This is a genomic window from Alitiscatomonas aceti, from assembly GCF_025567195.1.
Taxonomy (GTDB): Bacteria; Bacillota; Clostridia; order Lachnospirales; family Lachnospiraceae; genus Alitiscatomonas; species Alitiscatomonas aceti.
The window spans coordinates 24,348-41,898 of record NZ_JAOQJF010000009.1; the positions used below are offsets into that span (position 1 = coordinate 24,348).

The 17,551-nt window shown below is 54.5% G+C and carries 13 protein-coding genes and 1 pseudogene; 12 read left to right on the forward strand and 2 right to left on the reverse strand.

Annotation, left to right across the window (positions count from 1 at the left end; all coding sequences use genetic code 11):
• Nucleotides 1–112: 112 nt before the first annotated feature.
• The 12 genes and pseudogenes from OCV69_RS06270 (at nt 113) to nrdG (ending at nt 14,854) form a co-directional block, all read left to right on the forward strand.
• Nucleotides 113–964, forward strand: coding sequence for an N-acetylmuramoyl-L-alanine amidase family protein (locus OCV69_RS06270; RefSeq protein ID WP_262563025.1), 852 nt, complete (start codon nt 113–115; stop codon nt 962–964).
• Nucleotides 965–1,458: 494 nt separating this feature from the next.
• Nucleotides 1,459–1,845, forward strand: a pseudogene (locus OCV69_RS06275) (peptidoglycan-binding domain-containing protein); the annotation flags it as partial.
• A 109-nt stretch (nt 1,846–1,954) separates the two neighbouring features.
• The gene (locus OCV69_RS06280; RefSeq protein WP_022274373.1) at nt 1,955–2,296 is read left to right on the forward strand and encodes a sporulation initiation factor Spo0A C-terminal domain-containing protein; all 342 of its coding nucleotides are present in this window, start codon (nt 1,955–1,957) and stop codon (nt 2,294–2,296) included.
• Between the two features lie 146 nt (nt 2,297–2,442).
• Nucleotides 2,443–4,209, forward strand: a complete 1,767-nt coding sequence (argS, locus tag OCV69_RS06285; protein ID WP_158356939.1) for an arginine--tRNA ligase — start codon at nt 2,443–2,445, stop codon at nt 4,207–4,209.
• Between the two features lie 44 nt (nt 4,210–4,253).
• Entirely contained in the window at nt 4,254–7,460 is a 3,207-nt protein-coding gene (locus tag OCV69_RS06290) for a DEAD/DEAH box helicase (protein ID WP_158356940.1), read from the forward strand.
• A gap of 93 nt (nt 7,461–7,553) precedes the next feature.
• Nucleotides 7,554–9,038, forward strand: a complete 1,485-nt coding sequence (locus OCV69_RS06295) for a serine hydrolase (RefSeq protein ID WP_158356941.1) — start codon at nt 7,554–7,556, stop codon at nt 9,036–9,038.
• Nucleotides 9,039–9,066: 28 nt separating this feature from the next.
• Nucleotides 9,067–9,330 (forward strand): hypothetical protein, encoded by a 264-nt coding sequence (locus OCV69_RS06300; RefSeq protein WP_022274378.1) that lies wholly within the window; start codon nt 9,067–9,069, stop codon nt 9,328–9,330.
• 5 nt (nt 9,331–9,335) lie between these two features.
• Nucleotides 9,336–10,190 (forward strand): metallophosphoesterase, encoded by an 855-nt coding sequence (locus tag OCV69_RS06305; protein ID WP_158356942.1) that lies wholly within the window; start codon nt 9,336–9,338, stop codon nt 10,188–10,190.
• A gap of 182 nt (nt 10,191–10,372) precedes the next feature.
• Nucleotides 10,373–11,164 (forward strand): segregation and condensation protein A, encoded by a 792-nt coding sequence (locus tag OCV69_RS06310; RefSeq protein WP_022274380.1) that lies wholly within the window; start codon nt 10,373–10,375, stop codon nt 11,162–11,164.
• Nucleotides 11,161–11,796 (forward strand): SMC-Scp complex subunit ScpB, encoded by a 636-nt coding sequence (gene scpB / locus OCV69_RS06315; RefSeq protein ID WP_158356943.1) that lies wholly within the window; start codon nt 11,161–11,163, stop codon nt 11,794–11,796. The genes OCV69_RS06310 and scpB overlap by 4 nt, the downstream gene beginning before the upstream one ends.
• Entirely contained in the window at nt 11,783–13,915 is a 2,133-nt protein-coding gene (gene nrdD / locus OCV69_RS06320) for an anaerobic ribonucleoside-triphosphate reductase (protein WP_158356944.1), read from the forward strand. The genes scpB and nrdD overlap by 14 nt, the downstream gene beginning before the upstream one ends.
• A 450-nt stretch (nt 13,916–14,365) precedes the next feature.
• A complete protein-coding gene (nrdG, locus tag OCV69_RS06325) occupies nt 14,366–14,854 on the forward strand; it encodes an anaerobic ribonucleoside-triphosphate reductase activating protein (protein ID WP_158356945.1) in 489 nt (162 codons plus the stop codon).
• Nucleotides 14,855–14,940: 86 nt separating this feature from the next.
• Here the strand turns inward: nrdG and OCV69_RS06330 are convergent, their stop codons facing one another.
• Both OCV69_RS06330 and OCV69_RS06335 read right to left on the reverse strand, forming a co-directional pair.
• A complete protein-coding gene (locus OCV69_RS06330; protein WP_262563026.1) occupies nt 14,941–15,951 on the reverse strand; it encodes a Gfo/Idh/MocA family protein in 1,011 nt (336 codons plus the stop codon).
• A complete protein-coding gene (locus OCV69_RS06335) occupies nt 15,926–17,416 on the reverse strand; it encodes a M81 family metallopeptidase (RefSeq protein ID WP_158356947.1) in 1,491 nt (496 codons plus the stop codon). The genes OCV69_RS06330 and OCV69_RS06335 overlap by 26 nt, the downstream gene beginning before the upstream one ends.
• Nucleotides 17,417–17,551 lie beyond the last annotated feature (135 nt).

Consider the following 17,551-nt stretch of genomic DNA (forward strand, 5'->3'; position numbering starts at 1 on the left):
CACGTAATATTACGTGCGTCAATAAAAATACGTAATATTACGTAAAAACATAGTAGCCAGAACGTCCTTCATGTGAGGGGCGTTCTTTTTGTGCAGAAAGTGAGGAACACATATGGTAAGAGTTGGAAGTGCAAGATCGAATGAAAATGGTGGAATCAATGGCGGAAAGCCGGGAGACCAGAAGAACGGAAGGGAGGTGTCCACACAGGACTGGTATCTGCATAGCAAAGGGTGGGTCGTTATCCGCGCGAAAGATAGGCCAGTACGTGAGCTGATTGCCCACAACATGGAATCCATCTGCGCCAACAATAATATTGGTTATTGTCAGGAGCACAGGACAAGCCTGACTGCTATTGCTGCTGGATATGGATATGATGCCAGCAAGGTTTTGTCACCCTGCGAGACAGATTGCTCCGAGGCTGTCCGGGTATGCTGCCTGTACGCCGGAGTTAAAGTGGCCAGTTTTAACACAGCCAATGAGGTGAGTACATTGTGGGCGACCGGTAAGTTTGATATCTTAAAAGATGACAAGTACTGTAAAAAGCCAGACTACTTATCGCGTGGGGATATCCTGGTAACGAGGACAAAGGGGCACACGGTAGTTGTTTTGGATGATGGGGCCAAAGCTGCTCCGCCGGAGCCGGAAAAGAAATCCGGCTGGATCCAGGAGGCCGGGATCTGGAGATATTATCACGGAGACACAGGAGAGCCGGTACGCAACGACTGGCACCGGGATCCCGATGGCCGGTGGTACTGGTTTGACGGTTCCGGAGTGATGGTCGCCAACGCCTGGAAGCAGGACAGGGTTGGCAAGTGGTATTACCTTGGCTCTGATGGTGCAATGGTCACCGGAAGGCTCATGCAGATTGGTGATGAGGTCTTTGCTTTTGGCCAGGATGGGGCCATGCTGCGGGGAGAGATCCGGTGCCGGTGCAATGAGAGGGGAGCACTGACAATCGTATAAAAATGTAGAAATGTCTGGAAGTGTGTAGTATAATAGGCGTGTTACCGCCCCCATACCGGTAAGGAGAGGGGGTGTTTCGTAATGGAATACATTTTGTCTTTTATCGTCACTGTTGTGGCAGGCGTGGTTTGCCACCTCATCTGCAAATGGTTAGACAGTGATAAGTAGCCGGTAACTAGCCTGTGGTTTAAGCCGCCACTATTAAACGGAATAGAAAATCCCCGGACGCGCATCCGGGGATTTTCGTTTTGCTGTTTCGCAAGGAAACATTTTGTCTTTTTGCCTATCGGCATTATAGCATATGCCAATCCTGATTGCAAGATACATGGTTTACTTTTTTGTCTCCGGAGCGCTGGCAAGGGGCTTAAGACACGGAAAGGGGCTTGACAGACAGCCTGGATCCGTGGATAATACGGGTAATATCTCTGGTCATTTCCGACCATTTTTCCACCTATATAATTAAAGAAGGAACTATGTACGCAAAAGCGAAAAGGTTGACACAGTGGGGATCCTGCGACCTTGGTGAACGCGGGTACAGTCCCATCGAGATCCTGCGGTACTTCTACGGCAGCGATCTGTATATCAATACAGCGGAGGCCATTTCCGGGATCCCGGCCTCCTGGCCGGGGGAGGATCTCGTCATAGGCAGCAGCGGAAACAAGGTCCGCCAGATACAGGAGCAGCTGGATGCGGTCGCCACCGTCTATTCGGCGGTTCCCAGGATTGCCGCAGATGGGATCTACGGCCCGGCCACAGCCAGGGCGGTGGAGGCGTTCCAGTCGGTCTTCGGCCTTCCGGTGACGGGAACGGTGGATTTTTCCACCTGGTATAAGATCTCCCATATTTATGTGGGAGTCACACGGATCGCGGAACTGAAGTGAAGTCGAAAATTGTCGTCATGATTCTATTTTCGTCTTACAGCGTCCATACTACAATAAAGGAACAGAACTAAGATGCTGCAAATCTACAAAAGAAATGGAGACAGGCGTAATGACAAACAGAGAAAATGCTGCCCATAAACTGCTGCGTATTCTTGGCGCCAATGGAGGTTACCTGGGCTTTTATTATACGGCCACTGCCATTGAGATCGTCATGGACAGCGGAAAGACCATTTATCAGTGCAAGTGGCTGTATAATGAAGTGGCCGAACGTTATCATACAACGCCCTTCTGTGTGGAAAGGAACATAAGGACTATGGTAGATATGATATGGAATTATGGAAACCGGCAGTTCTTAAAGGAGCTGGTTCCGTATCCATTCAATGCCAAGCCGAAGAACGCCCAGTTCATTGACGGTCTGGTGGCCTATATGGCGGAGCATGAAGAAGAATAAGGCCGTTTCCAGTGGAAGGCCGGAGTCCCGTACAGGGGACTCCGGTCTTTTCCTTCCCTGCTGAATCTCCGCGGAAACACTTGCCAAATCCGTTCCCCATGGGTTATAATAAATGAATCTGCCATATAGAACAGAAGGAGAAAGCAATGAAAAAGATTCTTGACCGGATCACAGAGGAAATGAAAGGGGCTTTCACCGCCGCAGGCTACGACGCCACCTACGGTAAGGTGACTTTATCCAACCGCCCGGACCTCTGCGAATATCAGTGTAATGGCGCCATGGCTGCGGCCAAAGCCTATAAAAAGAAACCCATCGACATCGCAAACGGTGTGGTGGAGCATTTAAAGGACAGCAAGATCTTTGAGGAGGTTTCCGCGGTTATGCCGGGCTTCATTAACCTGAAGATCGGAAGCAGCTTTCTGGCCGATTATATGAATGGGATGCGGACTGGAGAGAAGCTGGGAATGGAACCGGCGGAGCATCCGGAGACCGTGATCGTGGACTACGGCGGAGCCAATGTGGCAAAGCCCCTGCACGTGGGCCATCTCCGTGCCGCTGTCATCGGTGAAGCCATTAAGCGCATGGGCCGTTTTGTGGGCCATAAGGTGATCGGCGACGTTCATCTGGGAGACTGGGGGCTCCAGATGGGTCTGATCATTGAGGAATTAAAGGAGCGTCAGCCGGAGCTCTGCTATTTTGACGAAGGCTATACGGGAGAGTATCCCGGGGAGCCGCCCTTTACGATTTCTGAGTTAGAGGAGATCTATCCGGCAGCAAGTGCAAAATCCAAGGTGGATGAGGCGTTTAAGGAGAGGGCCCAGGAGGCCACCTTTAAGCTCCAGAGCGGTTATGCGCCCTACCGTGCCATCTGGAACCATATCATGAGCGTATCCTTAAAGGATCTAAAGAAAAATTACTCCAATCTGAACGTGGAGTTTGACTTATGGAAGGGTGAAAGCGATGCCCAGCCCTATATCCCTGCGATGATCGATGATCTTGTGGAAAAGGGCCTGGCCTATGAGAGCCAGGGAGCCCTGGTGGTGGATATTGCAGAGGAGACAGATACCAAGGAGCTGCCGCCCTGCATCATCCGGAAATCCGACGGGGCTGCTCTTTATGCCACCTCCGATCTGGCCACCATTGTGGAGAGGGAGCAGGATTTCCATCCGGACCACTATATTTATGTGGTGGACAAGCGTCAGGACCTTCATTTCACCCAGGTATTCCGGGTGGCAAAGAAGGCCGGGATCGTGGCGCCGGAGCGGAAAATGGATTTCGTAGGCTTCGGGACCATGAACGGCAAAGACGGAAAGCCCTTTAAGACCAGAGAGGGCGGAGTTATGCGGCTGGAAAACCTGATCGCCGATATCAGCGAAGCCGCCTACAACCGGATCATGGAAAACCGGACCATCTCTCCGGAGGAAGCCAGGGAGACCGCAAAGATCGTGGGACTGGCCGCATTAAAATACGGCGACCTTTCCAACCAGGCCACCAAGGATTATGTGTTCGATATCGAGCGGTTCACGTCCTTTGAAGGAAATACGGGGCCATATATCCTCTATACCATTGCCCGTATCAATTCGATCCTGAAAAAATATGAGGCAGTCTGCGGGACTCCGAAAGATCCGGTGATCCTGCCGCCGGAGGCAGAGCCGGAGAAGACCCTGATGCTGGCTTTATCCAGATTCAGCGAGGTAATGGAGGCAGGCTTTGAAGAGCTGGCTCCCCATAAGATCTGTGCGTATATTTATGAGCTTTCCAACGCTTTAAACCACTTCTACCATGAAACGAAGATCATTGCAGAAGAGGATAAAGAGAAGCAGGCGGGATATATCGGCCTGGTAACGCTCACCAGGAGCGTGCTCACCACCTGCATCGGTCTTCTGGGCTTTGAAGCACCGGAGCGGATGTAGGATCCTGCAGGACCAGAGGACTGGAAACAGGACAGGGAGGCATCATGGAGGTAACCGGACTTTCCGCAGATACCTTCTGGAAAGGTGAAACGGAGATCAGAGGAGAAGTGACCGACGGTACGGAACGGTACAGAGTCCGTATTCTGCGCAAGGGTAGTCAGATTTTTGACTACTCTTGTTCTCGTGTGGATAAAAATGGGAAGCGGACCGGGTACTGCTCGCTGGGCTGCCATGGAGAAGGAGGAAACACAGTCCTCTGCCCCCATGGAGAGGCTGTATATGGAGCGTATATAAGAAAGGAAGGGACGGAGGGCCTGAAACCGGTATCCACGTCCCAGAAGGTCCGCTTCATGGTACGGGAGTATACCAACCGGGAGGTGGGCCGGATCATGGGAGACGGAGAAGAGGGGCGGATGAAGCTGATCCCCCTGGTCTCTTTTTCCAGGGACCAGATCCGGGTCCGCTTCCAGATCTGCCGGGAAAAGTCCTTCCCGGTAAAGGATCTGGTGACCTTTTCCCAGGCTGTGGAGTTTGAACGGTTCCTGGAGTACGGGAAAGGAAGATCCTTTCACCACAGTCTGACAGCCTTTGAGGAGGAGTGCCGCCCCCTGGTGCTTCTGGTCCTGGAGCTGGTGGGCGCATACAGGGAGTCCTATGCCCAGTTTAAGCGGGGAGCTCTGGAGACAGAGCCGGTCCTTAAGGAGCTGGTCCTGGGAAAGTCTGCCCGGGAGCGTTTTTTCGGGATCCTGGAAGGCAGGAGCCTGGAATGTGAGGATCCCCGCCGCCAGAAGCGAGACCTGACGGTAAAAAAGGAAAATCCGAAGATCTGCTTCCGGGTGGAGAAAACTGGAAAGGACGGGGTAAAGCTCACAGTTCCGGAAGAGATCATGGCGTTTTCTGGCGAAAAGCATCTGCTTGTGGCGGACTGGGGATCGGTCTGCATCTGCGACCAGGAATATACGGACGCTCTGACGGTTCTGATGGAATATACGGTCATGGGACAGGATGCGGAGAGGGAGATCCTCATCAATGACCGGGATATGCCGTTGTTTTATGAGCGCGTCTTAAAAAAGCTGGATATGCTGAAGCTTCTGGAGGTCCGGGACCTGGATCTGGAAAGCTTCCGGCCAAAGGAACTTAAGTGCTCCTTTTATTTCGACAGTCCGGGCTCCCGGGAAGTGACTCTGAGACCGGAGCTGTCCTACGGGGATTTTTCCTTTCACCCTCTGGAGGACGAAAATGTGCCTAGGGAGATCTGCCGGGATGTTCCGGGAGAATTCCGGGTGAGCCAGGTCATTACCCGGTATTTTAAATATACGGAGGATGGAACCAGGAATCTGGTGATCCGGAATGACGATGAAGCGGTCTACCGCCTTATTTCCGGGGGAATGGGCCAGTTCATGGAGCTGGGAGAGATCTTCCTTTCGGAGTCCTTTAAGAAATTCCGGGTCCTGCCGCCGGCAGACGTATCCGTAAGGGTAAAGGCAGAGGACCGGTGGCTGGATCTGGAGGTGGAGACCGATGGGATCTCCAGGGAGGAATTAAGTGCCATCCTGGCAGAGTATGACGCCGGGAAGAAGTTTTACCGGATGAAAAACGGAGATTTCCTGGCTCTGGGAGACGACGGCCTTCTGACGGTATCCAGGCTGGCCAGAAGCCTGGGAGTGGAAAAGGAGCTGGCAGGACCGGCGCCGATCCGCCTTCCCATGTACCGCGCCATGTTCCTGGATGGAATGCTTAAGGAGGACCGGAGCGTGAGCTTTTACCGGGACCAGCTTTTTAAGGCAGTGGTCCGGGGCATGAAGGACGTGGAGGACAGTGAATTTGAGATACCGGAGCCGTTTGCCGCTGTGCTGAGGGGCTACCAGAAAACGGGGTACCGGTGGCTGAAGAGCCTGGACGCTTACGGCTTCGGCGGGATCCTGGCTGACGAAATGGGGCTGGGAAAGACGATCCAGATCATTGCCCTGCTCCTGGATGAAAAAAGACAGGGCGGCGGAAGGACCCTGATCGTATGTCCTGCCTCCCTGGTCTATAACTGGGAAAATGAGATCGCCCGGTTTGCGCCGGAGCTTTCTGTGGCCGCCGCAGCCGGAAGCCAGGGAGAGAGGGAGCAGCTTTTTGAACGGCTTTCGGCGGAAAAGGATGGGGGAACGGACGTTGTCATTACCTCCTACGATCTGCTGAAGCGGGACCTGGCCTTTTACCGGTCCATGGATTTCCGTTACCAGATCATCGACGAGGCCCAGTACATCAAAAATGCGGCGACCCAGGCGTCCAGGGCCGTAAAATCCGTCAGCGCCAGGACCAGGTTTGCCCTGACGGGAACTCCCATGGAAAACCATCTGGGAGAGCTGTGGAGCATCTTTGATTTTCTCATGCCCGGCTTTCTGTTCACATATCAGAAGTTTAAAAAGACCTTTGAGACCCCCATTGTGCGGGACGGGAGCCGTGAGGCCCTGGAACGGCTTCACCGGATGATCGGCCCGTTCCTGCTCAGAAGGCTGAAAAGGGATGTGCTGAAGGAGCTTCCATCCAAAATGGAAACAGTGCTCTATTCCCGGATGGAGGGAGAGCAGAAGCGGATCTATACGGCCAGTGCAGCCGCATTAAAGGAGCGGCTGCTGGCCGGGGAACTGGAGACAGGGGAGGACAGGATGCAGATCCTGGCGGAGCTTCTGCGCCTAAGACAGATTTGCTGCGATCCGTCCCTGTGCTTTCCGCGGTATAAGGGCGGATCGGCCAAGCTGGAAACGTGCATGGAGCTTCTGGAAAACGGGACCAGGGCTGGTCATAAGATCCTTTTATTTTCCCAGTTCACGTCCATGCTGGATGTGATCGCCGGGAGGCTTTCAAAGGAAAAGATCCGCTTCTACATGCTGACCGGGGCCACGCCAAAGGGCCGGCGGATGCAGATGGTATCGGACTTCCACAAGGATGATGTGATGGTGTTCCTGATCTCCTTAAAAGCCGGAGGAACGGGCCTTAACCTGACGGCGGCGGATGTGGTGATCCACTATGATCCATGGTGGAACGCGGCGGCCCAGGACCAGGCCACGGACCGGGCCCACCGCATGGGACAGGAAAACCAGGTGACCGTATTCCGGCTGGTCACCAGCCACACAGTGGAGGAAAATATCCTGAAGCTGCAGGAAAGAAAAAGGGATCTGGCGGACTCGGTGGTCACTGAGGGGACCGGAAGCTTCGCCGGACTCACCAGAGAGGACCTGCTGGCCATGCTTGACACATGATTGCGTGAAAATCGTCAGAAAATATTAAGATTCTGACGGCGGGAGCATGGTATACTTGAGAGTACGAAAATCTACAATGCAGGGAGACAGACAATGTTTAAGAGAACACGGATCTTGAGCCTGGGACTGGCCATGGCCCTTTGTATGGCCCAGACGGCCCAGGCAGAAATACTGATCACACCACTGGATGTCAGCAATCCGGCAGGCCAGGGAGTCCAGATCGTGCCGGAGAGCCAGGGCGGGGCGGGGACCCAGGCCCAGAACCAGCCCGGGCCCCAGGAGAAGCCGGGAGCCGGGCAGTCCCCCCAGGCGGGGAACCAGAGCATCCAGTCCGGCTCCACAGGTCCCCAGGCGGGAGATCTGAGCACCCAGTCCGGCCCTACGGGCTCCCAGACAGGGACTGTGACCGCTCCGGCCTCCGGGATCCTGGAATACAGAACAAATGCACCGGTAAACGGAACGGCCGGAGCCGTCCAGGACATGGAGCTTTCCATGCCGGCAGTGTCGGCTGAGGCGGCCATTCTTTTTGATGCCACCCATAATACAGTGCTGTTCGAAAAAAATGCAGATGAAAAGCTGTACCCGGCCAGCATCACAAAGCTGATGACGGCTCTTCTGGTGCTGGAAAAGGCAGATCTGAACGATACGGTGGTATTTTCTAAAACCGCAGTGACGAACCTGGAATCCGGGGCAGTGACCTTAAAGCTCCAGGAAGGGGACCGGGTATCAGTCCGGGACTGTTTATACGGTCTTCTGCTGAAATCGGCCAATGAGGTAGCCAATGGGCTGGCAGAGCATGTGGGAGGAAGTATCCAGGGATTTGCAGACCTGATGAACCAGAGGGCAGCAGAGCTGGGGTGTACGGGGACCCATTTCACCAATCCCAGCGGCCTCAATGACCCGGACCACTATACTACGGCCAGGGACATGGCGAAGATCGCCGGGGCCGCCTTTAAAAATGAGACGCTCCAAAAGATCAGCTCCTCCTTAAGCTATGAGTTCCCGGCTACAAAGGCGGCAGCCGCCAGGACCATTACGCCGGGCCACAAAATGCTCTATCCCAGTGATTCCAGATATTACGAGGGGATGGTGGGCGGAAAGACCGGGTATACTTCCCTCGCGGGGAATACCCTGGTAACGTGTACAGAAAAGGATGGAGTCCGGCTGATCGCTGTGGTATTAAAGGCCAGAAGCACCCATTACGGGGATACGAAGGCCATGCTGGATTATGGCTATAAAAAGCTCCAGGCATTCGGCAGCGGCCCGTACCATCAGTGGGTGCAGAACGGAGACGGCTGGTATTTCCGCACGGCTGACGGACAGCTCCTTAAGGGGTGCCGGGCGGTCATCGACGGAGTGGAATATGGCTTTGACGATGCTGGAAAAATGCAGAAGGGCTGGCAGAAGTACGGAGAGGACTGGTATTATTTCCGTTCAGACGGCTCTATGGTAAAGAATGACTGGAGACAGGACGGAGACAAGTGGTTCTACCTGGGAAGCGGAGGAGCCATGGTCCGGAACGCCTGGATCGATCAGACGTATTATGTCGGGGCAGACGGTGTCTGGGTCCGGCAGTAGGTTAAATTTTGGAAAGGAACAGAAAAATATGAAAAATCCGATCAGAGTCACAGAGGCAGAATATGAGAACAGAAAAACAGGAGAAAAAGCCACTGGCTGTACCGTTCTGATCCACGGTGAGATCAAGGCAGTGCTGGACCAGCTGATGAAGGAAAATCCGGAGATCAAATCCTATGGACAGGCCCTGGCAGGAATCGTTGATCTTGGCGTCAGCGTACTGGAGAGCCAGGCCCAGGCAGTCCAGGCCCGGGCGGCAGAGGCCCAGGAGAACGCCTCTGACCATAAGGAATAAGAGACATGGGGATCATTCCCGGCCTTCTGGCTGGCGGAGCGGCCGCGGCGCTGTTCCTGGGACGTTCGGAGTATGAAAAGGACTGCCTGGTGACGGACACCTATGAGATCTGCTCTCCGAAGCTTACGGAAGGCGGCCGGACCCTTGTTTTTTTAACAGACCTTCATGATAAAGAGTTTGGTCCCGGCAACCGGCGGCTGCTGGAGACCATAAGAGCCGCAGGGCCGGACGCTGTCCTCATCGGCGGCGACATGATGGTGGCAAAGGGGAAGGGCGAACTGGAAACGTCTCTGAGGCTTATAAAGGCCCTGGCCGGGGAATTTCCTGTATACTGCGGCAACGGCAACCACGAGCTCCGTATGAAAAACAAGACGGAGATCTACGGAAACAAGTACTGGGAATACAGGGAGGCCCTGGAAAAAATGGGGGTCGTCCATGTTTCAGACGGCCATGTATGCCTGGACAGGGATCTGGTCCTTTACGGGGTGGACCTGCCGGAACGGTATTACCGGCCGGGAACGCCGTTCATGGAGCCGGGATTTATGGAAAAGGCCTTGGGAAAGTCAGATGAAAAACGGTTTTCCATTCTCCTGGCCCATTCTCCTGTGTTTTTTGAGGAATATGCGGCCTGGGGGGCGGATCTGACCCTTTCGGGCCATTTTCACGGCGGAACCATCCGTCTGCCCGTTCTGGGAGGGGTCATGACGCCCCAATACCAGTTTTTTTACCCCCGCTGTGCCGGTGAATTTACGGATGAGAAAGGGCGCAGGATGCTGGTGGGCCGGGGACTGGGGACCCATTCCATCAATATCCGGTTCTGTGATAAACCACAAGTTCTAGTGGTGAAATTAAAACCGTAAACAATATTTTGTTGCATAATCTTTTGGCAAACCTATTTACAGCAGATGAAAAGTCTGATATACTGTGTTAGCAATGCCCAGGAAGAGAGTTCCGGAACGCGGGACTCTCTTTTTATAGCCGGCGGCTGCCGGAGGGCTTCCGGAGGCGGATCCCGACAACAGCCCCGGGCGGAGGAGAGGACATGGAACTGTCGTACAAGCTGGAGAAATTTGAGGGTCCCCTGGACCTGCTGCTCCACCTGATCGAGAAAAATAAGATCAATATTTACGATATCCCCATTGCAGAGATCACGGACCAGTACCTGGAATACGTAAGCTGCATGGAAGAGGAATCCCTGGATGTGGTCAGCGAATTCCTGGTGATGGCAGCGACACTTTTGGATATCAAGGCCAGGATGCTGCTGCCCCGGGAGGTCAGTGAGGAAGGGGAGGAAGAGGATCCCCGGGCCGAACTGGTGGAACGGCTCCTGGAGTATAAGACGTATAAATACATGTCCCTGGAGCTGAAGGACATGGAAGTGGATGCAGACAAGGTCTTTTATAAGGCCCCGACGATCCCCAGAGAGGTGGAAAAGTATGAGGAGCCGGTGGATCTGGACCAGCTTCTGGACGGCCTGACCCTGTCGAAGCTCCAGAAGATCTTTGAATCCGTGATGAAGCGCCGGGAAGACAAGATCGATCCGGTGCGCAGTACCTTCGGGACCATAAAAAAGGAACCGGTGAGCCTGGAGGAAAAGATCGAGGCTGTGCTGGAATACGCTGAGAGGCACCGGAGGTTCAGCTTCCGGGGCATGCTAAGCCGCCAGAGGGACAAGACGGAGATCGTGGTCACGTTCCTGGCCCTTCTGGAGCTGATGAAAATGGGCCGGATCCATCTGACCCAGGAGCATTTGTTTGACGATATGATGATCGAGGCCCTGGAGCCGGAGGAGACCAGGGACCAGACCGGGACCCGGGCGGAGGAAATCGGATGAGAGTAGAGGATTTAAGGGAGCAGGAGGCCGTTGTGGAGGCCGTGCTCTTTACCATGGGCCGGTCAGTGGAGATCCGGCAGCTGGCTGCGGCCCTGGAAACGGGAGAACCGGAGGCAGAGGCTGCCGCAGAAAGGCTGAAGGCCCGTTATGAGGAGAGTGTCTGCGGAATGCAGGTGCTGCGGCTGGAAAACAGCTATCAGATGTGTACCAGGACCGGATATTATGAAAACCTGATCCGGGTGGCTGCTGCGCCGAAAAAGCAGGTGCTGTCGGACGTGGTCCTGGAGACTTTGGCCATTATTGCTTATAAGCAGCCGGTGACCAAGGCGGATATTGAGAAAATAAGAGGTGTCAAATCGGATCATGCGGTGAACCGCCTCATTGAATATAATCTGGTTTATGAGGCAGGAAGGCTGGACGCGCCGGGAAAACCGGCACTGTTTGCGACCACAGAGGAATTCCTGCGGAGATTTGGAGTGAGCTCCACGGAGAACCTGCCGGAGATGGATCTGGAACAGAAAGAGGAGATCCGGTCAGAGGTGGAGGAGGAGTTGAATCTGAAGGCAGGCCCCGGCGGGCTGCTGGATGGAACGACAGAAAACGAGGAGGAACAGGACCATGAGATGCAGTGATATCAAAGTCATAAAAAAAGACGGCACCCGGGAGGATTTTAATGTACAGAAGGTGGTGGTGGCCGTCAATAAGTCCGCCAACCGGGCTATGATCACATTTTCCCGGGCGGAGATCAATTTTATCTGCCAGTTCGTAGAGGAGAAGGCAGAGCAGATGGAGGTGGGCGAGATCCCCATTGCCCAGATGCACAACATTGTGGAGGGAGCCCTGGAGCGGGTCAATCCCCTGGTGGCCAAGAGCTACCGGGATTACAGGAACTATAAGCAGGATTTCGTGCAGATGCTGGACGAGGTGTACAAAAAGAGCCAGTCCATCATGTACATCGGAGACAAGGAAAACAGCAATACGGACAGTGCCCTGGTATCCACCAAGAGGAGCCTGATCTTCAACGAGCTGAATAAGTCCCTGTACCAGAAATTTTTCATGACCGTGGAGGAGCTCCAGGCCTGCCGGGACGGATATCTGTATATCCATGATATGTCCGCCCGCCGCGATACCATGAACTGCTGTCTTTTTGATGTGCAGACTGTGCTCACCGGCGGCTTTGAAATGGGGAACCTGTGGTATAACGAGCCCAAGACCCTGGACGTGGCCTTTGACGTGATCGGAGATATCGTTTTAAGCGCTGCCAGCCAGCAGTACGGCGGCTTTACAGTCCCCAGTGTGGAAAATATCCTAGCCCCCTATGCGGAAAAGTCCTATGAAAAATATATAAAAAAATATACGGACCTGGGCATTTCTGAGGAGAAAGCAAAGGAAGTGGCCTGGAACGACGTCCAGAGGGACATGGAGCAGGGCTTCCAGGGCTGGGAGTACAAGTTTAATTCCGTTTCCTCCAGCCGCGGTGATTACCCCTTTATCACTATGACCGCAGGGACCGGGACCAGCCGGTTCGCCAAAATGGCCACTATTACCATGCTGAACGTCAGAAGAAAGGGACAGGGAAAGCAAGACCATAAAAAGCCGGTCCTTTTCCCGAAGCTGGTATTCCTTTATGATGAAAACCTCCACGGCCCCGGAAAGGAGCTGGAGGATGTGTTTGAGGCGGGGATCGAGTGCTCCTCCCGGACCATGTATCCAGACTGGCTGTCCCTGACAGGAGAGGGCTATATTGCCAGCATGTATAAGAAATATGGAAAGATCATCAGCCCCATGGGCTGCCGCGCCTTCCTGTCCCCCTGGTACGAAAGAGGTGGAATGGAGCCGGCGGACGAACAGGATTCTCCTGTATTCGTGGGCCGCTTCAACATCGGCGTCGTAAGCCTGCACCTGCCCATGATCCTGGCAAAGGCCCGCCAGGAGAGCCGCGATTTCTACCAGGTCCTGGACTACTATCTGGAGCTGATCCGGAAAATCCATATCCGCACCTACGCATATCTGGGCGAGATGCGGGCCTCCACCAATCCGCTGGCTTACTGCGAGGGCGGCTTTTACGGCGGCCACCTGGGCCTCCACGATAAGATCAAGCCTCTCCTTAAAACAGCCACCGCATCCTTCGGGATCACAGCCTTTAATGAGCTCCAGCAGCTTTACAACGGCAAGTCCCTGGTGGAGGACGGCCAGTTTGCCCTGGAGGTGCTCCAGCACATCAACGACAAGGTCAACGAATTCAAGGAGGCCGACGGAAACCTGTACGCCATCTATGCCACACCGGCGGAGAACCTGTGCGGCCTCCAGGTAAAGCAGTTCAGGGAAAAATACGGGATCGTGGAGAATGTGTCCGACCGGGAGTACGTAAGCAACGGCTTCCACTGCCATGTGACCGAGGATATCACCCCCATTGAGAAGCAGAATCTGGAATACCGGTTCTGGGAGCTCTCTAACGGAGGAAAGATCCAGTATGTGAAGTATCCCATCGACTATAACAAAGAAGCCATCAAATCCCTGGTGCGCCGGGCTATGAAGATGGGCTTCTACGAGGGCGTGAACCTGTCCCTTTCCTACTGCGACGACTGTGGCCACGAAGAGCTGAACATGGACGTATGCCCGGTCTGCGGCAGCAAAAACCTGACAAAGATCGACCGGATGAACGGCTACCTAAGCTACTCCCGTGTCAAAGGCGACACCCGCCTAAACGACGCCAAAATGGCCGAGATCGCCGAAAGGAAAAGTATGTAATCCAGCAAAGCCGTGCGGCAGAGCCTTCCAGGACCCGCCGTGCGAGCTTGCTCGCAAAGGAGGGGCCGGGAAGGCTCTGCCATAGGGCGCAGCCCCCACATGAATCATTGGGCGTCCATAAAGGCCACTTTTGGAGTTCCCATCCCCTCGCCCAATGATGAATGTCACGGCTTTGCGTCCAGCGGGAGGAGTTCCCCGCCGTGCGATCCTGTTTACCAAGGCGTGTCCGGGAAGGCTCTGCCATAGGGCGCAGCCCCTACATGAATCATTGGGCGTCCATAAAGGCCACTTTTGGAATTCCCATTCCCCCACCCAATGATGAATGTCACGGCTTTGCACCCCGCGGGAGGAGTTCCCCGCCGTGCGATCCTGTTTACCAAGGCGTGTCCGGGAAGCCTCTGCCATAAGGCGCAGCCCCCACACTCCGGACGGAAAGAAAGGAAAATACCCATGCGATACCATAATATTACCAAAGACGACATGTTAAACGGCGACGGCCTGCGCACCGTCCTGTGGGTGGCAGGCTGCAGCCATGGCTGCAAGAACTGCCACAATCCCATCACCTGGGATATCTGCGGCGGGATCCCCTTCGACGATGCGGCCAGAGAGGAGCTGTTTGCCGAACTCAGTCAGCCCTACATCTCCGGCGTTACCATGAGCGGCGGCGATCCCCTCCACATGGCCAACCGGGACGAGATCGGAGCTCTCATAAAAGAGATCCATGAGACCTTCCCGGACAAGACCATCTGGATCTATACCGGCTATCTTTGGGAGGAAGTAAAAGACCTTCCGTTTATGCCCCTGGCAGACGTACTGGTGGACGGTCCTTTTATAGAAGAACAAAAAGACACCGCCCTTCACTGGAAGGGCAGTGCCAATCAGAGAGTCATTGATGTGAAGCGATCCCTGGCCGAAGGCCGTGTGGTCCTCCACGCCTGATCCCGCCGGAGCGGAGCGTCCGGCGCTCCATCCCGCGGAGGGAAACCTATGCCGCAGGATCCGCCCGCCGCAGGCAGGCTCCTTCCTTATTTTCCAGAATCCCGCGAAAGCCTCACCGGCTTCCCCGAAACCAGGGATTCCTTCACCGCATCCAATAGTTCCAGAACAGAGATCACGTCCGTCCCCGGGATGAACGCGGTCTCTTTTTTACTGCGGACACAGTCCGCAAAATACTCCGTTTCCTCCCGGTACGGATCGTATCTGGGAATCTCCAGCTCCTCTCCAGGCTTCCCCGCCTTATAAAGCGTCATGGCCCCATCCCGGCTCTCATAAACCACAGAGGCCCTTTCGCCATTTACCCGGAAGGACGCGGAAAACGGGAAATCCCCGGTCATATCCATAAAGCCCTCGGCCACTGCCGGAACACCCGAGGAAAAGCGCAGGCAGGTGGAAACGTTGTTAAAGCATCCGTTCTCCTCCCTATCCCCAATGGCGTAAACCGTTTCCGCCGGACCGAAAACACTGTATAAAAAATCAAGCTCATGGATATGGAGATCATAAAGCCCTCCGCCGGATTTTTCTGGATCCCGGTGCCAGACAGTCCAGTCCGGGTGAGAGGAGAGACGGCTCATGTAGACATTTTTTATCCTCCCCAGCTGTCCGCTCCGGATCAGCCGGGCCAGGGCCCTGTACTCCGGCCAGAAACGGACCACCTGCATGACCATAAAGGGAACGTCTGCGTCCGCTGCCTCCGCCACCAGCCTCCGGGCCGTCTCTGCATCCAGGGCCAGGGGCTTTTCACACATCACAGGGACCCGGCGGGCCAGAGCCCGCCGGACCATCTCCTCATGGGTATAGGTGGGGGTGCAGATGAGGACCACGTCCAGGGCCTCGTTCCGGTACATCTGCTCCTGGTCCGTATAGTAGGGGACCTGGAACCTCTCCGCTGTCTTCCTTCCCTTTTCCGTATCCCGGCCGCAGATGCAGGCCAGGGATACGGTGTCAGAAGCCTTCAGGGCGTTTCCATAGGTGACACAGATGGAGCCGGGACCGATGATCCCGATCCGGAATTTAGTGGAGATTTTTTCTGGGATCATATTCAAAGCCATTGTCTAACGGGAACAGGGGACGCGGTACGGTCTCATAGCGGAGGGTCTTTAAATCCTCGTTGGTGCTGCCCTTTGTCAGCACCAGGATGGCTCTTTTCGCAAAGGCCTCGTGCTCATCGCCCAGATACCCCAGCTTGCAGACGACCATGGGAGCCTTGGAAAGGTCCAGGCCCATGTCTAGGAAGACTCTGGGGCCAGCATAGCCGATGTGCTGTTCAGCCAGGATAATGTCGATGTTGTGGGTGCGGAATACGGCCACATCGCCGTTGGAGCGGCCAAAGCCGTCCCAGTCCTTTACATAGTTCATAACGGTCCCTGTGGCGGTCACCGGGCTTGAGGTCTTTGTATCAAACTTTGCACCGAAGGTCAGGGTGATCTCCTGGCCTACCTTGCCCTCGCAGGCCTTTGTGGCCTCGGGATCATAAAAACCGCCGTAAGCCACCGGATGGGGAAGAGAAAGGACCCTGTCATCGGCGATGAGCATTTTTACGAATTCGGTCACATCCGAGGAAGAGCCGGCTGTGGGGTTGTCTCCGGAGTCGGAAAGGAATACGGGATACTGTCCCCTTCCAATGGACTCGAAGGCTGCGTCGATGGCTTCTTTTTCATGGAGAGCCTCGGTCTGGAAGCAGAATTCATCCTTTTTTGACCAGATAAACTCAGCCAGCCGCAGGGCCTCTGCATCTGCCAGCTCCTGGTTTTCCGCAACCACATAAACGGCTACGGAGCTGTCCGGGTTGTCGGCCCAGGGGAAGCCCATCAGATAGGAGGCGGCCATGATGCCCTCCTTTTTCTCGGTTTCACGGAGTTCATTGATCAGCGTGATCATGGGCTCCACGGTGGTGGAGGACTGTTCTCCGGCAATGAGGATGGGGACCCGTACCCAGGCAGATTTTGCCTGAACGCCGTCATTTAAGGCGTGGATGGTCATTTTTGCGGCATGGATGCCGGTCTCAGTGCAGTCTGTATGGGGCGCGCACTTATAGCCCACGAAGCCATTGCAGTTTTTGTGCATCCGTTCGGTCATGGTAGTGTGCATGTCCAGGGATGCGAAGATCGGGATATCCGGGAACAGCTTTCTTAAATCCTCTAATAAATAGCCCTCAGCGTCTCCGATCTTTTTGATCCGCATGGAGCCGTGGAGGGAAAGGGTGATGGCATCCAACGGTTTTTTCTCGTTTTCCTTTCTGGCCACCTCAAGAATTTCATTTTTTATGCCCTGGTAGAAGTCGTAGTCCACCTCTCCATTGGGGACAGCACGGCAGGAAACGGCCGGGACCACTTCATAGCCTGCGTCCATTAAGGTCTTTACAACGCCGGTCAGGGAATCGTTATCGCGGAAGTTCTCAAAAAATTCCTGTCCGCGGAGTACACGGAATTCGTTCTCTCCCGCAACGATGGGGTTGAAGGAGTTGGATTCATGATGCATGGCTGCAACTAAGACTCGTTTCATTCTGATACCTCTCCTGTAAAAAAAGTTTTTTGATAATAGGGGTCTGAAGGTTTTATATTCAAACCACCGCGTTTATTTTACCACTGTATTATGTCTTTGTAAATAAAACCGGCCTGGGATTCTAAAAAAAAGAAA